Consider the following 20,659-nt stretch of genomic DNA (forward strand, 5'->3'; position numbering starts at 1 on the left):
AGTAACTTCGATGGTATGGACGCTGACGCCATCGAAGAGGGCCGCCGACGCTGGCAGGCCCGGTACGACGCCTCGCGCAGGCGTGAGGCCGACTTCACCACGCTCTCCGGCGATCCCGTGGAGCCCGTCTACGGGCCACGGCCGGGGGACGTGTACGAGGGCTTCGAGCGGATCGGGTGGCCGGGGGAGTACCCCTTCACGCGCGGGCTGTACCCGACCGGCTACCGGGGGCGGACCTGGACCATCCGGCAGTTTGCCGGGTTCGGGAACGCCGAGCAGACCAACGAGCGGTACAAGAAGATCCTCGCCAACGGCGGCGGCGGCCTGTCGGTCGCCTTCGACATGCCGACGCTGATGGGCCGGGACTCCGACGACCCCCGCTCGCTCGGCGAGGTCGGGCACTGCGGCGTCGCCATCGACTCGGCGGCCGACATGGAGGTCCTGTTCCGGGACATCCCCCTCGGTGACGTGACGACGTCCATGACGATCAGCGGGCCCGCCGTCCCCGTCTTCTGCATGTACCTGGTCGCGGCCGAGCGCCAGGGAGTGGACCCGTCCGTCCTCAACGGCACGCTCCAGACGGACATCTTCAAGGAGTACATCGCGCAGAAGGAGTGGCTCTTCCAGCCCGAGCCGCACCTGCGCCTCATCGGCGACCTCATGGAGTACTGCGCGGCCGGCATCCCCGCCTACAAACCGCTGTCGGTGTCCGGGTACCACATCCGCGAGGCCGGTTCGACTGCCGCGCAGGAGCTGGCGTACACGCTCGCGGACGGCTTCGGGTACGTGGAGCTGGGACTCTCGCGCGGCCTGGACGTCGACGTCTTCGCTCCCGGTCTCTCCTTCTTCTTCGACGCGCACGTCGACTTCTTCGAGGAGATCGCCAAGTTCCGCGCGGCGCGGCGTATTTGGGCCCGCTGGATGCGGGACGTGTACGGGGCGCGGTCCGAGAAGGCGCAGTGGCTGCGGTTCCACACCCAGACCGCGGGGGTCTCGCTGACCGCGCAGCAGCCGTACAACAACGTCGTCCGTACGGCGGTGGAGGCGCTCGCGGCCGTCCTGGGCGGGACCAACTCCCTGCACACCAACGCCCTGGACGAGACCCTCGCGCTGCCGTCGGAACAGGCGGCGGAGATCGCGCTGCGGACCCAGCAGGTGCTCATGGAGGAGACCGGGGTCGCCAACGTGGCCGATCCGCTGGGCGGTTCGTGGTTCGTGGAGCAGTTGACGGACCGGATCGAGGCGGACGCGGAGAAGATCTTCGAGCAGATCAGGGAGCGGGGGCTAAGGGCGCATCCGGACGGGCGGCACCCGATCGGCCCGATCACGTCCGGGATCCTGCGGGGGATCGAGGACGGGTGGTTCACCGGGGAGATCGCGGAAGCGGCCTTCCGGTACCAACAGGCCCTGGAGAAGGGCGAGAAGAGGGTCGTGGGGGTGAACGTCCACCACGGCTCGGTCACCGGGGACCTGGAGATCCTGCGGGTGAGCCACGAGGTGGAGCGGGAGCAGGTGCGGGCGCTCGCGGGGCGGAGGGCCCAGCGGGACGAGGGTGGCGTACGGACTGCCCTGGACGGCATGCTCGTTGCCGCCCGCGACGGGTCCAACATGATCGAGCCGATGCTGGACGCGGTGCGGGCGGAGGCGACGCTGGGGGAGATCTGCGGGGTGCTGCGGGATGAGTGGGGCGGGTACACGGAGCCGGCGGGGTTCTAGGTTCCAGTCCGTTGGTAACGATCTGATCAAATGGCGGCGAGCTTTGTCTGTTCTTGTCGCGATCTGGAAGATTCATGGGATTTTTTTGACCTTCCCGTGAAGATCACCCCCGTGAGACCGTCGTCGGGTAAGCGGCGGCGTCAGCTCATTGGGGGGCGAGTGCTGGCGCATGCCGCACGGGGGGAAGGTCGCTGCGGCGACAACCGCGTTGCCTGTCATGCCCATGGTGGATGCTGCCGAGCGTCGAGAGATTGTTGGGCACACCCACATGCCATCGTTCAAAGACGTCGGCAGACGCCGACGACGTCTGCGTGACGCGATCACGCGAGGCGTCAGCGGGACGGCTCTCGTCACCGCGGCCGCCGTACTGATGGGCCTGGTGCAGGCCGCTCCGGCCGTGGCCGACACCACCCCGGAGGAAGACACCGGGTACTACCGCAACAGCGTCGGAGAGTACACACGGCTCGACCGCTGTCTCGCCGGTGTGGCGCTGCACTACGGCGGCGCCCACATGAAGGCCAAGGCGATCGAGGGCCTGACGGGCACCGCCGAGCAGCTGTACGCCGTCATCGGGGACCGGGGCTGGATCGGGCTCGGACCCCTCGGCCAGGCCTCCGACGCGGACCAGGACGCGGGCCTCGCCTATCGTGACGCCTCCGACGCCCGTACCACCGCGCTCGACGAGGCGAACACGCCGTACGCCAAGTCCGCGTACGCCAGTGACGACATGATGTGGGATCCGCCCGAATTCGACGCGGACGTACGGCAGTTCACGCTCTTCACCCAGCAGGAGCTGGCCGGCCGGCTCGGCTGGGAGGGGCACAGCAACGCCAGTGCCGAAGCCGTCGCGCGGGCCAAGGAGATCACCGAGGCCAACCGGGACTCCAACGAGATGGCGGAGAACTGGGCCGCCGACGACATGCTCGAGGACTGGAACGTCGGCCAGAAGCAGTTCTCGGGCGGAACGACGGCCAGCGACATCGCGTTCTATCTCAAGCACGGCGGCTTCGTGAAGGAGGCGCCCGCCGAGGGCTCCGCCGAGTACCGGATCGTCGTCGAGGACCTGAAGCAGGCCTGGGCCGCCTGCGACTACCAGAACCCGGTTGACATCCGGCGGGCTCTCAACGGCCCGGTGATGACCGCGATGGCCGAGTGGGAGCTGGAGTACGCCGCCCAGGCGGCCCCGCGGGCCACGATCATGCAGGCGGAGGCGGACGCCGCTGCCGCCACCCGTGAAGCCACGGACGACATGATCGAGGCCATCGGCCAGGCGTGGCGCGCCGAGCAGATCCTGACCTGGCGCAAGTACTGGCAGGACACGCTCGCCGCCGACCCGGGCGCCCTCAGCCCGCCCGACCAGGCGTTCTACGACAAGGCCGACGCCGACCTCGCCCAGGTCCGCGACAACGTGGCCGCACTGGTGACCTCGGCCGAGCAGCGCGCCGCCGAGGCCGCGACCGCCGCTCAGAAGGCGTCCACCGCGCAGCAGCAGGCGTGGGGCATCGCCGACGCCGACAACGTGCCGCGCGGGCGCGGGCTCATGTACGCCCAGCAGTCGGTCCAGGTCGCCCGCGCCTCGAGCGCCGCCGCCGAAGCCGCCGCCAAGGCGACCCGCACCGCGCTGGAAGCGGCCAATGCGACCGTCGCCGACAGCGAGACCCTGCTGGCCAAGGCGCAGACGCAGTCGCACGCGGTGAACACGGAGTTCCGCCGGATCGCCGCGCAGGAGGCCGCCGCCCAGGCGAAGGCCGCCGCGGACACCGCCGACGCCGAGGCGAAGGCCGCCGCGGACAGCGCCACCACCGCGAAGCAGGCCCAGGCCACCGCCGAGTCGGAGGGCGAGGAGGCCCGTAAGGCCGCGGCCACCGCGCAGACCAAGCGCGCCGCGGCCGAGGTGGAGAAGGCGACCGCCGTCGCCTCCCGCGTCCAGGCCGCGGCCGAGCGCGCCAAGGCCGGCGAGGCCGAGGCACAGGCGGCCACCCGGCAGACCGCCGCCGAGGAGGCCAAGTCGGCCGCCACCACGTCCGCCGGCACCGCCAAGGACAAGCGGACCGCCGCCGACGCCAAGGCGAAGGCCGCCGCCACCGCCCGTGCCGCCGCCGTCGCCGCACTCCAGAAGAAGCAGGCCACCGCGGCCCGTGCCGCCGCCCTCCAGGCAGCCGCGACGGCCGCCGCGGGCACTTCGGCCGCCGGGGAGACCCGCGAGGCCGCCGACAAGGCCCGCACGGCCGCGTCCGAGGCGGCCACCGCGGCCGCCGCCGCACAGACCGCCGCCGACCAGGCGAAGGCCGCCGCGGTCGCCGCCCGTTCCGCCGCCACCAAGGCGGAGGCGGCCGCCGAACGCGCCCGGGCGAACGCCGACGAGGCGTGGTCGTCGTACCTGAAGGCGACCGGTGCCGCCGCGAACGCGCACGCCGCGGCCGCCAAGGCCCTGGACGCCGCCCAGGACGCCGCGCTGCGCGCCGACAACGCCGCCACCGCCTCGGAGAACGCCACCGAGGCGGCCAAGAAGGCCGCCGAGGAGTCCTCCGCCGCGGGCATCGGGGCCGCGTCCGCCGTCACCACGGCCGCCACCGCGTCCGGCCGCGCCTACGCCGCCGGACAGGCCGCGCTCGCCGCCCGCGACAGCGCGGGCCAGGCCATCGCCGCCGCCAACGAGGCCGTCGCCATCGGCACCCCGTACCAGGAGAAGGACGCCTCGGCCGCGTTCGCCGTACTGGTCGGACAGACCTCGAAGACCCTCGCGGAGCAGCAGGCCGCCGCGGCCGAGGCCAAGGCCGACGAGGCCGCGGAAGCCGCCGAGGCCGCCCAGCGGGCCGCCGACCAGGCGCTCGGCGACGCCAAGCTCGCCGCCGAGGCCGCCGCGCAGGCGGCGACCGACTCGGTGCGCGCCACCCGGGCCGTCGCCCGCGCCCAGGCATCCGCGACGGAGGCCCAGAGCGCGCAGACGGCCGCGCGGAAGGCGGCCGAGTCCGCCACCGACCATGCCCAGCAGGCCGGTTCGGACGCCGTGAGCGCCCGCAACACCGCCGGGGAGGCGGAGACCGAGGCCGCCCAGGCCGACCGGGAGGCCACCGAGGCCGAGCGCAGCGCCGCGCAGGCCGACGAGCTCGCCGAGCGGGCGGCCGGCGCCGCGGGCGACGCCGCGAACGAGGCGACCGAGGCCGAACAGAACGCCAAGGACGCCGAGGCGAAGGCGGCCGACGCCGACGCCGACAGCAACGCGGCCGAGGACGCCGCCGCGCAGGCCGAGCAGGAACAGCGCGAGAAGAACGAGGCCGAGCGGCAGGACGCCCTCAAGGACGGCAACACGCCTATCGAGGGCGGCAGCGCCAACTGGGCCGTCCTCGGCGCGCAGGAGAAGCAGATCCTCCTGGACGCCTGCGGCCAGACCTGTCTCGACGCCTACCAGGACGCGCTCGCCGCGGTCTCGGTGGACGTGGTCGAGTGGACGTCCGCGAACGGCGGGCAGATCCTCCTCGACGAGTTCGGCACCGCCAAGGTCAAGCAGTGCCTGGCGGTCGACGGCACAGAGGACTGCCTGTGGTCCCTCGTCGACGTCCAGTCCTCCGCTGTGATCGTCGGCAGGATCCCCGCTCTCGCCGAGGCCGTCGAGAAGGTCGCCACCGGCATCCGGCAGATCTTCCTGGACGCCTACGACGGACGGGCCAAGCTGGTCGAACTGACCCGGCTCATCAGCGACAAGCGCAGCACACCGCGCCGGGACCAGTGCATCGCCGGTGTCGCCCTGCACGTGGGCGGCGCCAACATGAAGGCCAAGGCCATCGAGGGCCTGACCGGCAGCACCGCCGAACTGCACGCCATCGTCGGTGACAGCGGCATGATCGGGCTCGAACCCCTCGGCCAGGCGAGCAGCAAGGACCGTACGGCGGCCCTCGCCTACCGCGACACCTCCGCCGCCCGCACCTCCGGCCTGGAGGACGCCAACCGGCCCTACGCGCTCAGCTCGTTCAGCGACGAGATCTCGCTGCACGCGCCCAAGTTCGACGCGGCGGTCCTGCAGTTCACCCTGTTCACACAGGCGGAGCTCGCCGGTCGCCTGGGCTGGGACGGGCACAGCAACGCCGGCGTCGGGGCCGTCGCACAGGCCAGGAAGATCACCGAGGACAACCGCGGCAAGGACATCTGGAACGACTGGGCCGCGGACGAGATGCTCCGCGACACGGCCGTCAACCAGACGAGGTTCGCCGGCGGCACCACCGCCACGGACGTCGCGTCCTACCTCCGGCACGGCGGCTTCCTGAGCGAGGCCCCCGCAGCGGACTCCGCCGAGTACCGCTTCGAGGTGGAGAACCTCAAGCAGGCCTGGTCGTCCTGCGACCACCAGGACCCGGTCGACCCGAACAACGCCCTGGGTGCGGTCGTCTCCACGGCGACCGCCGAGTGGAACGCGGAGTACGCCGCCCAGGCCGCCCCGCGCGCCGCCATCCTGCAGGCCGAGGCGGACGCCGCCGCGGCCACCCGGGTCGCGACCGACACCATGATCGAGGCGATCGGCCAGGCATGGCTCGCCGAGCAGATCCTGCTCTGGCAGAAGTACTGGCACGACGAGCTGGAGAACGACCCGAACAGCATCCTCAAGCCCAAGAAGGCGCTGTTCGACCGGGCCAACACGGACCTCGCCCGCGCCCGCGGGAAGGTGCAGGCCCTCGTCACCACGGCCAAGCAGCAGGCGACGGCGGCCCAGACCGCGGCCACACGCGCGGTGACGGCCCAGCAGCAGGCGTACGGCATCGCGGACGCGGCCGAGGTGCCGCGCGGCCGGGGTCTGACCTACGCCCAGCAGTCGGTGCAGGTGGCCCGGGCCTCCGGGGCCGCCGCGACCGCCGCCGCCAAGGCGACGGAGACGGCCCTGAACGCGGCCAACGCCACGGTCTCCACCTCGCAGGCGCTGCTGGCGCTGGCGAAGACCGAGGCGCACGCGGTGAACACCGAGTTCCGCCGCATCGCCGCCCAGGAGGCCGCCGCCCAGGCGAAGGCCGCCGCCGACAAGGCCGACGCGTACGCCACCTCCGCCGCCAACAACGCGGCCATCGCGAAGAAGGCCAAGGAGGACGCGGCCCGCGAGGAGGAGGAGGCCCGCCAGGCCGCCGCCGACGCGCAGCGGACCCGCGCCGTCGCCGAGATGGAGCGCGCCAACGCGGCGGCCTACCGGGCCACCGCCGAGCGCGAGCGTGACATCGCCTCCGGCCACGAGGCCGACGCCGTCGCCCAAGGCCGGGTCGCGAGCGATGCCCGCGCCTCGGCCGAGGCGTCCGGCACGGTCGCCGCCGACAAGCGGAAGGTGGCCGAACAGGCCGAGAGGGACGCCGTCGCCGCCCGCGACGGCGCCCTGGAGGCGGAGCAGCGGCGCGACTCGCTGGTCGCGAAGGCCGAGGCCCTGGAGGCCAACGCCGCAGCCGACGAGGGGACGGAGGCGGCCACGGCGTCCCGTGCCGCCGCCACCGACGCCCGCTCGGCCGCGAACACCGCCACCACGGCGGCCACCAACGCCCGCGCGTCGGCGAACGCGGCCACGGCCGCCGCCGTCAACGCGCGCGAGGCCGCGACCAAGGCACAGGGCGCCGCGGCCCGGGCTCGGTCCGCGGCCGACGCCACCTGGGCGTCGTACCTGGTCGCCGCCGGTTCCGCCGCCACCGCGCACGCGAAGGCGGCCGAAGCCATCGACGCCTCCGAGGCGGCCGCGGCCGACGCCAAGGGCGCCAAGGCGGAGTCCGAAAAGGCGAACGCGGCGGCCAAGACCGCCAAGGCCGAGGCCGCTGCCGCCCGTACCGAGGCCCAGCAGACCGCGAACTGGGCGGCGGTGACCGCCGGCAAGGCCCAGGCGGCCGTGGCGTCCTCGCTCGCGGCCCGCGACTCCGCCGCTGCCGTGACCCGGCCGGCGCAGGAGGCGATCGCCCTCGGCACGCCGTACCGGCAGGACGACAGCTCCGCTGCGTTCGCGGTCCTGACCGGGCAGTCGTCCTTGACGATCGCCCAGCAGCAGGCGGCCGCGGCGGCTGCCACGGCCGGTCTCGCCGAGGAGTTCTCGACCGAGGCGAAGGCCCTCGCGGCGCAGGCCGCGGCCGACATGAAGCTGGCCCTGGAGGCGTCGGCCGCTGCCGCCGCCGACGCGCTGCGCGCCGCCAAGGCGTACCAGCGGGCGCAGGCCTCGGCCAACCAGGCCGCGGCCGACGCCAAGGCCGCGCAGGCGTCGGCGACCCGTGCCGACGGCTACGCGATGTCAGCCGGTGAGGACGCGCTGGCGGCGAACTGGGCGGCGAACGACGCCGAGCAGGACGCCGTTGCCGCCGACCGCGCGGCGACGGAGGCGGAGCACGACGCCGCCCACGCCCGCGAGGTCGCCACCCAGGCGGAGGCCGACGCGGCCGCCGCCCGTACCGCCGCCGACAAGGCGGAGATCGACGCGACTGCCGCCGAGAAGGCCGCCGAGGGGGCGCGCGACGCCGCCCAGGAGGCCCAGGACGCGGCGGACCGCACCGAGTCGGAGGGCAACGGCGAGCAGATCCAGCAGGGCGTCACCACCGGCATCGGCGGCGTGTGGGCGGTCCTCGACCACATCGAGTACATCGGCGACCCGAAGAACGTCGTCAAGGACAACTGCAACCCGATCATTCACTTCGGTGACTGCAAGATCACGGCGGACGTCACGTACAGGTCGCACGTCGACGTGTACATGTGCCTGGAGGAGTCCTTCACGGGCAACTGCCCGGCCGCCGACACGCTCTACCTCGGCCCCGAGGTGACCGAGCCGGAGACGAAGAAGCTCAGCTACACGCTGACGATGACCGAGTTCAACTCGGGCATCGACCCGATCGACATCCTCCTCGGGGACTTCATCGGCTGCGCCAAGCTGCTCACGCCGGGTGTGTCCGGCGGCAGCTGGGGCGACTGCGCCTGGGCGGCCAGCTGGTTCGTCGCGGGTGTGATCTTCCGGACGGGCAAGGCCGCGGTGATGGCGATGGACGCCGCCATCAAGACGGGCGTCGGGTTCATGGCTGCCTTCAAGTCGCTCCGCACCATCGGTCTGACCGAGGCCGCCGTCCAGGGCATCGTCCGCAAAATCTTCCAGCGGGTCGGCGCGGCGTGCGAGGTGGCGGACACGGCGACCTTCAAGGTCGCGTCGTACTCCGTCATGGCGGCGTCGGGCGACGACGAGATCGTCAAGAAGTGCCAGGCGGTTCTCAAGGACATCGTGCAGGACGGCGATCACATCGTCCTCGGTGTCAACGGCGGCCCGGACAAGCCCGGTTCGGAGAGCCTGGCCAAGGCCGTCGGCGGGCGCACCTTCAACGGCAAGGTGTACGGCACCGAGCTCCCTGAGAGCATGAGCATGGGGAAGCGCGCCCTGTGGACGGTGGGCGTGGAGCGAGCGGTCGAGAGGCCCGGGGTGAAGATCTCCGTGTCCTTGGACGGTCTCGGCACGAAGGACCCCGACGAGGCGCTGGGCCTGCTTCTCACGCGAGGTGAGACGATCTCGGACAGCAACTGGGAACTCATCCAGAAGGGCGGTTACGGAACCGCCTGGGAGATGATCAAGCTCCGCACGGCCGTTCGGATGGAGTACCGCAACTGGGCTTCCATCGACTGGTACATGACCAACGCCGAGGGCAAGGCCGTGAAGGTCTTTCCACAGAAGTTCACGTACGCCAACGGAACGCCGGTCGACTGAGGAAGAGAGGCGCAGTGACAGATTTCGTACGGAAAGGGCGGCTCTTCAGGGTGACGGCGTTCAACCCGTCGCATCGCCAGCTCTTTCTGGGCAGTGAGGCCACTCCGATGGAGGGCATCACGACGAGGGTCGAGGTCTACATCGGGCATGTGGAACTGATGCTCCTCAAGCCTCTCTACAGTGACGGGCTGCACATCCGGAGGGCGACCGCCGCCGAGTTCGCCGTACTCAGCGAACGGCACGCCATTCCGGCCGAGGACATCGAATACACCTGGATGCTGGAGCCGGACGGCGGCAGTTTCGTCGTTGGCGGCATCCCGTCCTGGCGGGAGGCGGAGAGAGCGCTGATGGGCGACCGGGAGTCGTTGTACTCGGGTGAGCCCTGGCCTGAGGGCTTCCCGATGGAATCGGGGCACGTCAGCTGAGTGAATAGGAAAGGGGCTTCCCCGGTGCACAGAGCACCGGGGAAACCCCTTCTTTTCGCGGAAGCGGGCAGGTGATCTCCGGGATCCGGAATTACGTCGTCAGTCCAGCTTCTCCAACTGTGCCTCGATCGCTGCCTCCGGAATCGCGCTCTTCTCAGGGGTCAGCATGTTCACCCCGTAGAACGCGGCGATCACCCCGCCCTTGCGGACGATCGTGTACGTCATCGGCACGGACTGCTTGGCGACGACGTTCGTGATGCGGTAGCTGACCGCGTCGTCACCGAGGGAGGGGTCCTTGAGGTGCTTGACGTCCTTGTAGGTGAGGCCGAGGGTCTTGAAGCCCTTGGCGCACTTCTTCAGAGAGGTGCGCAGGTCGGACATGACCCGCTCGGCGTTCTTCTCGGAGTGGGAGGCCAGCCACATCGAACCGATGGTGGCGTTCGTCGCCTCCGAGGGCTGCAGAGAACGGTGTTCGACACTCACCGCCTTGATGTGGGTGTAGCCGCCGGCGAGGCTCGCGAGAGGCTGGCACTCGGGCTTGTCGGCCTCCATGTCCTGGCCCGCGACAGCGTCCGCCTCGGACACCTTCTTGAACTCGAATCCCGTGCTCTTCCCGGAGATGGCCGCCTTTTCCAGCGACTGCGGGTCCATTGCCCCGATGCGCTTCGCCTCGGCCGCCGCTTTCTCGGCCGCGCTTGTCGGCGAACTCTCCGCGCTCGGCGACGCCTCGTCCGCGGAGTCGTCGGAATCCCCGCTGCACGCGGATATCACCAACAGGGCCGGCAGTACGGCGACCACCGGAAGGGCCTTTCGCAGGTTCATGCTTTTTCCTGACACTTGTCGCGGTATGCGGCAGCGGGCATCGGTGAAAAGATCTTACCGACGGAATACCGCTTTCCTCATTACGTTTTGACTACTACGTTTCCGCTACACGGACCGGTCCGCGTCCGCGGCCCCTCGAAGTCCCAGCAGCAGTACGCGCGTCAGGCTGCGCACCCATGCCGCGTCGACCGGCTTCGAGCTCACCAGGCAGCGGTGCACCACCGAGCCCGCGACGATGTCGAAGATGAGGTCCACCGTGCGGGCGGACTCCAACGGGTCCGTCTCCGGCGGGAGTTCGCCGCGGGACTGGGCGCGGGAGCGGCCCTCCAGGACCAGCCGCTTCTGCCGTTCGACGATCGACTCGCGGATGCGCCCGCGCAGCGCGTCGTCCCGTGTCGATTCCGAGATCACGGCCATGAGACCGCTCTGCGTCTCCGGACGCTCCAGGATCGCCGCGAACTGGAGGACCACGCCCTCGATGTCGTCGGCCAGAGTGCCGCAGTCGGGGAGTTCCAGTTCGTCGAAGAGTTCGGCCACCGCGTCGACGACGAGTTCGTTCTTGCCGGCCCAGCGGCGGTACAGGGTGGTTTTCGCGACCCCGGCACGGGTAGCCACATCTCCCAGCGTGAGCTTCGACCAGCCCAGCTCCACCAGCGCCGCCCTCGTCGCCGCGAGGATCGCGGTGTCCGCGGCGGCGCTGCGCGGGCGCCCCGCGGCGCGCGGGGCCGGCGTGCTGCTCTGCATCCTCCGACCATAACGGGCGGTTCTTGTGGCGCAGTGAGGGAGATCACCGGGGCGGGGTACCGGGTAGGTACTCGGTGCCATTACGCTACGACCCGTAGCGAAAGCTCGTGGAGGACGTACGCGAGCGGACGGCACACACGGCGTGGGGTGGGGACCCGGCGCCGGGGCCGCGCTGCACGACCGGCTTTTCACATCGCTTTTCACACACGCGCGTGTACGGGGGAGGATAGGCGCATGCAGCCACGGAACATGTCCATGAGCGGAGTCGTCGACCTCGCCGCGGTGAAGGCGGCCCAGGAGGCCAAGGCGAAGGCGGAGCAGGCGCGCGCCGAAGCGGCCCGGCACGGCGGCGGCCCCGGTGCCGTCTCCCCGGCCGATCTCGTCATCGACGTAGACGAGGCGGGTTTTGAGCGCGATGTTCTGCAGCGGTCCACCGAGGTTCCGGTCGTCATCGACTTCTGGGCCGAGTGGTGCGAGCCCTGCAAGCAGCTGAGCCCGGTGCTGGAGCAGCTCGTCGTCGAGTACAGCGGACGTCTGCTCCTCGCCAAGATCGACGTCGACGCCAACCAGATGCTGATGCAGCAGTTCGGGGTGCAGGGCATCCCGGCCGTGTTCGCCGTCGTCGCCGGACAGGCCCTGCCGCTGTTCCAGGGCGCGGCAGGCAAGGAGCAGATCCGGCAGACCCTGGACCAGTTGGTGCAGGTCGCCGAGCAGCGCTTCGGGCTGACCGGTCTCACTGTCGACCCGGACGCCCAGCCGGGCGGCGGCGCCGGGGTCCAGGAGGCCGCGGCGGTGCCCGCGGGACCGTACGACGCGCTCCTCGAAGCCGCCGTGCGCGCCCTGGACGCGGGGGACTTCGGCGGTGCCGTGCAGGCCTACAAGAACGTGCTGAGTGACGACCCCGGCAACAGCGAGGCCAAACTCGGGCTCGCCCAGGCGGAGTTGCTCCAGCGGGTGCAGTCGCTCGACCCGCAGCAGACGCGCAAGGACGCGGCCGAGAAGCCGGGTGACGCGCAGGCACAGATCGCCGCCGCCGACCTGGATCTGGTCGGCGGTCATGTCGAGGACGCGTTCGGGCGGCTCATCGACACCGTGCGGCGCACGGCGGGTGACGAGCGCGACACCGTACGGATTCGGCTGCTTGAGCTCTTCGAGGTCGTCGGCGCCGACGATCCGCGGGTGGCGGCGGCCCGCAGGGCGCTGTCCCGCGCCCTGTTCTGAGCCCGAATCCGGGCGGGGCGCGAGCCCCGTTCTGACCAGTCGCTAAACACCACGGCATGTGGTGCCCGAGTGAAAAATTCGCCATCGGGGGGTCACTGCGGCCGCGCTTTGCCAAAACTTGGCAATCGCGGCCGCTGTTACTTCCAGTAAGTCACCGGCGTTGATCTGTCGCTTTCTGTCCATCGATCAACAGCTTTGTCCTCCCCCTCTCTGCCACCCAGCGTCGCCGACCGAGACCAGCGGGTCGTTGTTCGGTTATCCGGCCGTTACTACCGAGTAACGAAGGCCCTTGTGCGGGCGGCGAGAATGCACCACGATCGGCGACGCTCGGTCCTTTCCCGTACCCCGACAGCCGGTCGGGCGGCGGGAGTCCGTGGGTCCCCACCGAGCAGAGCCGGCGGCAGGTGCGCCGGTTCTTGGGCAGGGGGGTCTTCGCCGATCCGGCGAAGCCTGTCCAGCAAGGTTGTGCGTGATGCGTGTCAGGCGCGACCAGTGGTTGTCGCTCGGGGGTGATCGCCGGTGATCGGTGCGCGGTTCGCGCCTCCGAAGGCGGGCGCTCTCCTTCCCGAGGACGTAGCACTTCTCCCATCCCTGCCCGGCTGAGCCGTCCTTTTCGGGAGGGCAGTCAGGGCCAGGAGATGTACGTCCGAGAAGGAGGAAATATGGAGTCCCAGGTGCGTGGCGGGACAAGATGGAAGCGGTTCGCTGTGGTCATGGTGCCCAGCGTTGCCGCCACGGCTGTGATAGGTGTCGCCCTCGCACAGGGCGCGCTTGCCGCGTCGTTCAGTGTGTCGGGGCAGGAGTTCAAGGTCCGGGCCGGCAAGCTCGTCGGCTACGACATGAACCAGTACGGCGCCATAGACACGGGCAAGAGTCTTGATGGCAAGACCGACGAGGCACACCCGGTGTCGGTTTCGGCGTTCGGCACCGCCGAAATCACCGACATGTGTCAGTCCGTGGTCACCCCGGTCCCGTTCCTGAACAAGTCGGTCACCCTGAAGCTGACCGCGGGTGACAAGGGCGAGGCTGTAAAGGCCGAGAACATCTACATCGACGTCGCCAACCTCGACGCGAAGCAGGCCGTGTTCTCGGACATCAACATCGGTGTCCCGGCCGGGTCCGCGAGCGGGAACACCCCGAAGCCCAAGACCGAGAACGGGGAGAGGTCCAGCCCGTTCGGGTTCGCTCAGCAGGCCAGGGTGGCCGAGCTGACCGATGTGAAGCAGACGGCGTGGGCCACCACGGCCGGCAGCTTCAAGCTCTCCGGGCTCCACATGGAGCTGAACTGGGGCTCGGGCGCGAAGGTCGAGTGCTACTAGGCACTCAGTGACGGGCGGGGGAGCCGTTACGGTCCCCCGCCTGCCATCTCTGGCCCGCCGCCTTCACATCCCCCGCATTCTTCGCGATACACCCTCATCAAGAGCAACGCCGCACCAGGGAGCTGTTTTCCATGAGCGCCGAGAGTCCTGCCGCGCCCGGCCAGTTCGCCCACCGGAGGCAGCAGTTCCGCGCCTGGCGGGGCACCCGCCCGTTCTGGGCGGGGCTGTTCGTCATGTTCAGCGGCGTTCCGATCATGTACTTCCCGTACGCGCACATCCAGCTCGGTGGCCTGACCCTGGCCATGGCCACCACGGCGGGCGCGGGATCCCTGATCATCGGCATACTGCTCGTCGTCCTGGGCTTCACCCTCTGGTTCCAGAAGCACGTACGCACATTCGCGGGTATCGCCGCGATCCTGCTCGGGCTGGTGTCCATCCCCGTCTCCAACTTCGGCGGCTTCATCGTCGGCTTCCTCTTCGCGTTGTTCGGCGGAGCGATGGCCGTGGCGTGGGCACCGGGCGCACGGCCCGCGAAGGAGCCGGTCGCTCAGGACACGACCGGTGAGGACGACGCGCCCGAGGCCACGGACTACGACACCACGCTCCTGCGGCCGGTGAACCCGGTGGGCGAGCCGAACGATCTGTCAGGAACGAGCCCGGTCAACGGGGCGAACGGGAGGCACAGTGCCGGCTGACGAGGTGACCCACGGGGCTGACGTGGACACGTCCCGTGCGAGATCCGGGCCCCGCCACGCGGCACCCAAGAAGCCGCTGTTCACGAGGTTCCACGTGCCCGCGGGCAAGGCGATAGCCCTGGCGGCGATGCCGACGGCAGTGCTGATGGGGATGGGCTTCACGCCCACGCTCGCACAGGCCGACGACGCGCCGACCGCGAAGAGCCTGACGGCGGACGAGTACAAGGACTGCGTCGCGGCACTGGACGGCAGCGCCTCCCCGTCCGCCTCGGCGAGTTCGTCACCCTCCACCGACGACACCACGGCGACACCGTCCCCCTCGGCCTCCTCCGGCTCGGGGTCGGGCTCCGGTTCGGGCTCGGGTTCGGGCGGATCCTCTTCGTCGGATTCAGGTTCCGACGCCGAGGCCACGCCCACGCCGTCCCCGTCCGCCTCCGCGAGCAAGCAGGAGAGCAGCTCCTCCGAGAGCTCGGGCTCCGACACCGCCAAGCCGTCCCCGTCCGCCTCCGCGAGCGACGACGGCAACCTGCTGACGGACATCGGCGACGCGATCACCGGGATCTTCACGGGCGGCTCCGGCTCTGACGGTTCGTCCAGCGCGAGCCCGACGCCGACCCCCTCGGCCTCGGCGTCCAAGAGCGCGGACGACGGCGCGGGTGACACCGCCAAGGACACGACCGAGAAGGTCACCGACACGGTCAAGGACTCCGTGAAGGACACGACCGACAAGGCGTCCAAGGCGGCCGACGGCACCACCAAGGCCGTCGAGGACGCCACCAAGGCGGCGCAGGAGGCGGCGGCGGACGCCACGGCCTCCCCGAGCCCCTCGGCGAGTCCCTCGACCGACCCGCAGGACTGCCCGGCCGCCACGGACGAGGTGGGCGACACCGAGCCCAATATCACGGTGGCGGACAAAGCCTGGACTCTCAAGGCCAGTTCGCTGCTGCTCAAGGGCGCCGACTACCAGGGTGTCGTCAAGGTCAGGACCGCGAGCGGCAAGATCAAGAAGGTGCTGAAGTACGTCATCTCCGACGGCACCGAGATCGGTGACCTCCACCAGATCGTCACCGAGGGCGGCAAGACGTACCACGTGCAGGCGGGCAAGGGCATGAAGCCGTCCACGATCACCGGCGGCAAGACGATCATGTACACCGAGAGCATCTCCGGCAACCTGCTGGGGCTGATACCGGTGACGTTCAGCCCGGACAACCCTCCGCCGCTGAACATCCCGATCATCTACTTCACCAATGTGACGGTCCAGCAGGCCGCCCAGTACGGCGGAACGCTGACCGTGCCCGGGATGAAGCAGTACAGCGAGGGCTGAGCACCGCCCGCCGCCTCACAGTCCTTTCCGGGAGCCGCAACACACTGTGCCCCGCCGGGTGTTGAACCCGGCGGGGCACAGTCGTGCGGTGAGGGCGACGATAAGGTCGGCGCTCCTCTTCGGGCACCAGCGGGACGAGTGGGGCGGAGTTCCGCAAGACGGCGGCACTGGAGGCGAAGGCGCAGGCGAAGGCCGCGGCTGAGTCCGCCGCCAAGTTGGCCACGGAGGCCGCGGCCAACGCCGCCACCGCGAAGACCGCCCGCGCGACCGCTGAGAAGGCGGAGCAGACCGCCAAGACCCAGGCCGCCGAGGCGAAGCGGCAGCGCGGGATAGCGGAGGCCGAGAAGGCCACCGCCGAGCGGGAGCGCGACAACGCGGCGAGCGAGCGGGCGAAGGCCAACGCCGCCGAGGAGCGGGCACGGGGCGAGCAGGACAACGCCAGGCAGGCCCGCACGGCCGCGGAGGCAGCCGGCTCGACGGCGACGGAGAAGCTGGCGGCGGCGGAGGATGCCGAAGCGCGCGCGTTCACCGCGCGCAATCAGGCGGTCAAGGCCGAGCAGGAGAAGAACGCCACCGCCTCCCGGGCGGCCGCTCTGGAGTCCGCAGCGGCTGCGGCCGAGGGCACCCAGGCCGCGGGCGAGACACGGCAGGCGGCCACGGAGGCCCGTAGCGCCGCCAACGAGGCGGTGGGCGCGGCGACCCGAGCCCGTACGGCGGCGAACGAGGCGAGCACCGCAGCGGTGAACGCCCGTGCGGCGGCGACCCGTGCCGAGGGGGCGGCCAAGCGGTCCCGGTCTGCCGCCGACGCGGCCCAGTCGGCATACGCGAAGACGCACGCTGCTGCGGTCACCGCGCACGCCGCGGCGGCCGAGGCGATCGATGCCGCGGCGTCGGCGAAGGAGAACGCCAAGAAGGCGGACGCCGAGGCCAAGAAGGCCCAGGCCGCGGCGGTCACCGCACGCAAGGAGGCCACCGCGGCGGTGGCCGAGGCGGCCAAGACGGCCGCCTGGTCGGCGAAGACCGCCGGTTACGCTGCCGCCACGGCGCAGTACGCGCAGGGTGCCCGGGATGCCGCGACCGCGGTGACCAAGGCGGCCGACGAGGCGATCAGCATCGGCTCCCCGTATCGAGAGAGCGACACCTCGGCGGCGTACGCGGTCCTGATCGGCCAGACCTCCAAGACCCTCGCCGAGCAGCAGGCCAGCGCGGCCAAGGCCAAGTCGGACGAGGCGAAGAAGGCGGCGGCGCAGGCCAAGGCGCTCGCCGACAGGGCCGCAGGCGACGCGAAGATCGCCCTTCAGGCGGCGGCCGACGCCGCGGACTACGCGGTGCAGGCGGTCAACTCCGCGGCGGCGGCCAACGCTTCGGCGGCCGCTGCGGCGACCGACGCGGCAGCCGCGAAGAAGGCCGACGCGAACGCCCAGAAGTACGACGAGCAGGCGGGCACCGACGCCTTCTACGCCAACTTCGCCGCGAACGACGCCGAGTCGGCGGCGGCCCAGGCCGACAACTCCGCCACCGAGGCGGAGAAGGATGCCGTCGGCGCCCGCTCTGCGGCTTCCGCCGCCGAGTCCGACGCGGCCGCGGCGGACCGAACCGCCACCAACGCCGAGTCGGATGCGGTCAAAGCCGAGAAGGCGGCGTCCAACGCGGAGAACTCGGCGAAGGAGGCGGACACTGCCGCCACCCGTGCTGAGGCGGAGGAGCAAGAGCGGCTGCAAGCCGAGCAGGCCGCGCGAGCCGAGGCCGGCACTGTCGATGTGGGCGGCGACCTCACGGCGGACGAGGAAGCGATCCTCCTTACCCAGTGCGGCCAGGAGTGCGTTGACGAGTTCCGTAGAGCCAAGGCACTGGCGTCCATGGACGTGATCGACTGGGTCAAGGAAAACGGCGCCGATATTCTGCTCGAGGTGCTGGGCGTCAACAACGTCCGGCGCTGCCTCGGTTCCTTCGATGTCGAGAGTTGCCTGTGGTCGCTGGCCGACGCGGCCTCGTTGGTGCTCGTCGTCGGCAAACTGCCTGCGGTGTCCAAGGCCATCTACCGGGTGGTGTCGGGTATCGGCAAGTTCTTCGAACAATCGCGTACCGCGACCAAGACGCTGCAGTGGCTCCGCAAGGTCGTCGAGAAGTACAAGGCGGCGGAATGCGTCATCGATGAAGTGACGCCGTCGAGCAGTAAGGGAGTCCAGGGTTCGGTAAGCAGTGCCGTCTATCGTGCTGAGGACGGTGCCGCGACCGACCGGACGACGGGGCTTCCCGCGGCTCTGCGTGCGGCAGGCACAAACAAGTTCTGTGGCATCAAGTGGGTCTCGATGGTGGACCAGGACTGGGGCACGAAGGGGGCTCACATCAATCTCAAGAACGGCCGTGAGGTTCGCATCATGGTTGTCAACGGCGGTGCGCTGAAGGGGGAGGCGATCAATGTGAAGACCGCCGGCTTGGCCACACAGGCAGAGATCGACGCGACGATCGCCGCCATCAAGTCGGACCCGGCCCTGCGTGCCGATCTGATCGCCAAGACGACCGAGGCGATGAACATCATGAACACTCCCGTGTCGAAGGGCGGAAACTGGGGTATGGCCGTGTCCAGAGCTGCAGAGATGGCTCGGATCATCCGAGCTGTGAAGGCGCTGGGGTGATGACGTGCTCGGTGCGGAAGTGATCTCAAGCACACTCGTGACCGGGCGCTTCCTCGGTGTTGGCGTCGGTTCGTCACCGGCCGAAGCTGAAGCTCGTCTCGGAGACAACGTCCAGCAGGTACACGGTCGTGAGCCGCATCGCTATCTGCGGCTGGATTTCGGTCTTGTGGAAGCCACCTTCAGTGGTGAACCAGACTGGACGTGCCAGTGGTTTTCCATTCACATGCACCGGTTGGGGGAAGTCCCCGGGTTGACCGCGGAGGTACGCGAAAATTACGGACTGGATTTCCCCGAGCCGGTCACCTGGGGACAGCTGTCCCCAGAGGTCCGGCAAAGTGCCGAACGTATTGATCCACCCCACCGTGATGGGTACGCGCAGACCCCGACGCGTTACCGCGTTCCGGGTGTCAGGGCGAATATCTCGCTGTCGTCGGCGCTGGAAGGTGATGGGCCCGGCCGGGTGATCGAGAAAATTCAGATCGGCATCTGAACGCTGACGCAAATGAGAGCCCAATAGACCGAGGGCGCCCCCTGTCACAGGGGGCGCCCTCGGTGTCGTACGGCCTCTTACTGGGCCGCGCCGCTCAGGTGGTGCACCCGCAGCATGTTGGTGGTGCCGGCCACGCCGGGGGGCGAGCCCGCGGTGATGATGACGATCTCGCCCGGGTTGAAGCGGTTGATCTTGGCGATCTCCTGGTCGACCATGTCGACCATCTCGTCCGTGGTGTTCACGAACGGCACCACGTGCGACTCCACGCCCCAGCTCAGCGCGAGCTGGTTGCGGGTGTTCTCGTCGGTGGTGAAGGCGATGATCGGCTGCTGTGCGCGGTAGCGCGACAGGCGGCGGGCGGTGTCGCCGGACTGGGTGAAGGCCACCAGGCCGCGGCCGCCGAGGAAGTCGGCGATCTCGCAGGCCGCGCGGGCGACCGAACCGCCCTGCGTACGGGGCTTCTTGCCGGGGACCAGCGGCTGGAGGCCCTTCGACATCAGCTCCTGCTCGGCCGCGACGACGATCTTCGACATCGTCTTCACGGTCTCGATCGGGTACGCGCCCACGCTCGACTCCGCGGACAGCATGACCGCGTCCGCGCCGTCCAGGATCGCGTTGGCCACGTCGGAGGCCTCGGCGCGGGTCGGGCGGGAGTTGGTGATCATCGACTCCATCATCTGGGTCGCCACGATCACCGGCTTGGCGTTGCGGCGGCACAGCTCGATGAGGCGCTTCTGCACCATGGGGACCTTCTCGAGCGGGTACTCGACGGCCAGGTCGCCACGGGCCACCATGACGGCGTCGAACGCCATCACGACGTCCTCCATGTTGTCCACCGCCTGCGGCTTCTCCACCTTGGCGATGACGGGGACCCGGCGGCCCTCCTCGTCCATCACCTTGTGGACGTCGGCCACGTCCTTGGCGTCCCGGACGAAGGACAGGGCGACCATGTCGCAGCCCATGCGCAGCGCGAAGCGGAGGTCCTCGACGTCCTTCTCGGACAGCGCCGGGACGTTCACGGCCGCGCCGGGCAGGTTGATGCCCTTGTGGTCGGAGACGACACCGCCCTCGATGACGATCGTCTTCACGCGCGGGCCGTCGACGTCCAGGACCTTCAGCTCGACGTTGCCGTCGTTGATGAGGATCTGGTCGCCTCGCGAGACGTCACCGGGCAGGCCCTTGTAGGTCGTCCCGCAGATGGTCTTGTCACCGGGGACGTCCTCGACGGTGATGACGAACTCGTCACCGCGCTCCAGCTCGACCGGACCCTCGGCGAAGGTCTCGAGGCGGATCTTCGGGCCCTGGAGGTCGGCGAGGACACCGATGGCCCGGCCGGTCTCCTTGGCGGCGGCACGGACGCGGTCGTACCGGCCCTGGTGCTCGGCGTGCGAGCCGTGGCTGAAGTTGAAACGGGCCACGTTCATGCCGGCTTCGATCAGCGCGACAAGTTGCTCGTGGGAGTCGACCGCGGGGCCGAGAGTACAGACGATTTTCGAACGGCGCATGGGGCGATCCTATCGGTTTGTTTCGCAACGGAATATTCCGTCTGGCGGAAGATACAAATGGGCGCG

General features: G+C 70.2%; 12 protein-coding genes. 9 read left to right on the top strand and 3 right to left on the bottom strand.

Translation table 11 applies throughout. The annotated features are described in order from the left end of the window. Positions 1 to 15 precede the first annotated feature (15 nt). The 3 genes from ABZ098_RS10655 to ABZ098_RS10665 all read left to right on the top strand — a co-directional run bounded on the left by ABZ098_RS10655 (position 16) and on the right by ABZ098_RS10665 (position 9,834). On the top strand, positions 16 to 1,716 hold the full coding sequence (locus tag ABZ098_RS10655) for a methylmalonyl-CoA mutase family protein (protein WP_356589251.1): 1,701 nt from the start codon (positions 16 to 18) through the stop codon (positions 1,714 to 1,716). A 268-nt stretch (positions 1,717 to 1,984) separates the two neighbouring features. Further along, entirely contained in the window at positions 1,985 to 9,409 is a 7,425-nt protein-coding gene (locus ABZ098_RS10660; protein ID WP_356589253.1) for a polymorphic toxin type 27 domain-containing protein, read from the top strand. Between the two features lie 14 nt (positions 9,410 to 9,423). Further along, a complete protein-coding gene (locus tag ABZ098_RS10665; protein ID WP_356589255.1) occupies positions 9,424 to 9,834 on the top strand; it encodes a hypothetical protein in 411 nt (136 codons plus the stop codon). A gap of 99 nt (positions 9,835 to 9,933) precedes the next feature. Here ABZ098_RS10665 and ABZ098_RS10670 read toward each other — a convergent pair whose 3' ends face one another. Together ABZ098_RS10670 and ABZ098_RS10675 are read right to left on the bottom strand one after the other, a co-directional pair. Next, on the bottom strand, positions 9,934 to 10,656 hold the full coding sequence (locus ABZ098_RS10670; protein ID WP_356589257.1) for a hypothetical protein: 723 nt from the start codon (positions 10,654 to 10,656) through the stop codon (positions 9,934 to 9,936). A 105-nt stretch (positions 10,657 to 10,761) separates the two neighbouring features. After that, complete coding sequence (locus tag ABZ098_RS10675) at positions 10,762 to 11,400, bottom strand: TetR/AcrR family transcriptional regulator (RefSeq protein WP_356589259.1); 639 nt, start codon at positions 11,398 to 11,400, stop codon at positions 10,762 to 10,764. A 234-nt stretch (positions 11,401 to 11,634) separates the two neighbouring features. On the opposite strand from ABZ098_RS10675, the gene ABZ098_RS10680 reads away from it, so the two are divergent. From ABZ098_RS10680 to ABZ098_RS10705, 6 genes are all read left to right on the top strand, one after another. Continuing rightward, the gene (locus ABZ098_RS10680; RefSeq protein WP_356589261.1) at positions 11,635 to 12,621 is read left to right on the top strand and encodes a tetratricopeptide repeat protein; all 987 of its coding nucleotides are present in this window, start codon (positions 11,635 to 11,637) and stop codon (positions 12,619 to 12,621) included. 662 nt (positions 12,622 to 13,283) lie between these two features. Then, entirely contained in the window at positions 13,284 to 13,940 is a 657-nt protein-coding gene (locus ABZ098_RS10685; RefSeq protein ID WP_356589263.1) for a DUF6230 family protein, read from the top strand. Positions 13,941 to 14,071: 131 nt separating this feature from the next. Continuing rightward, positions 14,072 to 14,635: a DUF6114 domain-containing protein gene (locus ABZ098_RS10690; RefSeq protein ID WP_356589265.1), complete on the top strand. Its 564-nt coding sequence runs from the start codon at positions 14,072 to 14,074 to the stop codon at positions 14,633 to 14,635. Next, positions 14,625 to 15,959 (top strand): hypothetical protein, encoded by a 1,335-nt coding sequence (locus ABZ098_RS10695; RefSeq protein WP_356589267.1) that lies wholly within the window; start codon positions 14,625 to 14,627, stop codon positions 15,957 to 15,959. The genes ABZ098_RS10690 and ABZ098_RS10695 overlap by 11 nt, the downstream gene beginning before the upstream one ends. 215 nt (positions 15,960 to 16,174) lie before the next feature. After that, the gene (locus ABZ098_RS10700; RefSeq protein WP_356589269.1) at positions 16,175 to 18,598 is read left to right on the top strand and encodes a hypothetical protein; all 2,424 of its coding nucleotides are present in this window, start codon (positions 16,175 to 16,177) and stop codon (positions 18,596 to 18,598) included. Positions 18,599 to 18,602: 4 nt separating this feature from the next. Next, entirely contained in the window at positions 18,603 to 19,088 is a 486-nt protein-coding gene (locus ABZ098_RS10705; protein WP_356589271.1) for a hypothetical protein, read from the top strand. 77 nt (positions 19,089 to 19,165) lie between these two features. Here the strand turns inward: ABZ098_RS10705 and pyk are convergent, their stop codons facing one another. After that, positions 19,166 to 20,593, bottom strand: coding sequence for a pyruvate kinase (pyk, locus tag ABZ098_RS10710; RefSeq protein WP_356589273.1), 1,428 nt, complete (start codon positions 20,591 to 20,593; stop codon positions 19,166 to 19,168). Positions 20,594 to 20,659 lie beyond the last annotated feature (66 nt).

The organism is Streptomyces sp. NPDC006335 (assembly GCF_040612795.1).
GTDB lineage: Bacteria > Actinomycetota > Actinomycetes > Streptomycetales > Streptomycetaceae > Streptomyces.

What these genes read in the sequence shown, in the direction of transcription:
- ABZ098_RS10670 (WP_356589257.1), bottom strand. Translation starts at nt 10,656, where the DNA reads ATGAACCTGCGAAAGGCCCTTCCGGTGGTCGCCGTACTGCCGGCCCTG.
- ABZ098_RS10655 (WP_356589251.1), top strand. Translation starts at nt 16, where the DNA reads ATGGACGCTGACGCCATCGAAGAGGGCCGCCGACGCTGGCAGGCCCGG.
- ABZ098_RS10675 (WP_356589259.1), bottom strand. Translation starts at nt 11,400, where the DNA reads ATGCAGAGCAGCACGCCGGCCCCGCGCGCCGCGGGGCGCCCGCGCAGC.
- ABZ098_RS10660 (WP_356589253.1), top strand. Translation starts at nt 1,985, where the DNA reads ATGCCATCGTTCAAAGACGTCGGCAGACGCCGACGACGTCTGCGTGAC.
- ABZ098_RS10685 (WP_356589263.1), top strand. Translation starts at nt 13,284, where the DNA reads ATGGAGTCCCAGGTGCGTGGCGGGACAAGATGGAAGCGGTTCGCTGTG.
- ABZ098_RS10690 (WP_356589265.1), top strand. Translation starts at nt 14,072, where the DNA reads ATGAGCGCCGAGAGTCCTGCCGCGCCCGGCCAGTTCGCCCACCGGAGG.
- ABZ098_RS10680 (WP_356589261.1), top strand. Translation starts at nt 11,635, where the DNA reads ATGCAGCCACGGAACATGTCCATGAGCGGAGTCGTCGACCTCGCCGCG.
- pyk (WP_356589273.1), bottom strand. Translation starts at nt 20,593, where the DNA reads ATGCGCCGTTCGAAAATCGTCTGTACTCTCGGCCCCGCGGTCGACTCC.